1 pseudogene is annotated in these 860 nt (G+C 49.1%); it reads right to left on the bottom strand.

Going from position 1 to position 860, the window contains the following annotated elements:
* A pseudogene (locus R7Q11_RS25430) lies at positions 1-860 on the bottom strand (SbcC/MukB-like Walker B domain-containing protein); the annotation flags it as partial.

The raw sequence follows: 860 nt of genomic DNA, 5'->3' as shown, positions 1-860 counted from the left end.
TGCTGCGTAGACGACGGGATTCTTCTTCCCAGCTCTGAACAACCATCAATAGGATTGACTGACCAGTACCGATTGCCTCACCCGTTGATAGCGCCCCAGATTCCGCTTGCAGCCAACCATCAGAACCACGGTTAACTTCCACACTTAACTCTAGATAGTTACGATAATCCAGTAGCTCTTCACCCAGAACCTGAGGAGAGCGTTGACCCATATCGATGTGAGGGTTCACGCGTTGGAACAGTTTTGCCATCGCTTCTGAGAAAGTGAAACGTGGAGATTCAAACAAGTCTTTATGCTGTTCTTGCTGCGAAGACAGACCATGCAATAGCACTTCATGGCTTTCACGGATCTTCACGTTTAGACGCACACCTTTCACCTGACCGAACGAGATGTTCGACAAGCCTTGGTTTAGCATGCGAATACGGTTTTGCTCACGCTGAATCGTCTTCTTGATGATGCTTGCCACAGACTCAGAGCTGATTGCCAGACGGTTTTCGCGTTGAGTTAGCTCTTCAGTCAGACGCGCTAGCTCTACTTCCATTTCTTCGATAGCTTCTACTGGGTCATCTGTGCGGATGATGTCCTGACGAATACGCTCACGAAGGTGCTGGTAAACCGCAATGTAGAACAGAACTTTACGCTCTGGACGTGCATTATCTTCAGACAAACGTAACGCATCACGTAGGTCATCATTGTTTGCAACAGCAAGACGCAGCGCACCCAACGATTTATCCGACATTGAACGCAGTTCATCGGCAGACATGTACGCCAACTCGCGCTTGTGAAGACGACGTTCAACATCGTTTTCACGAGCTAAGCGAAGTACTGAACACCAGCCCGCTTTCGCAGCAACCACGAAG

Source organism: Vibrio sp. 970 (assembly GCF_033339075.1).
Note: the sequence above shows the minus strand (reverse complement) of the source record. Positions and strands in the feature narration are given on the sequence as shown.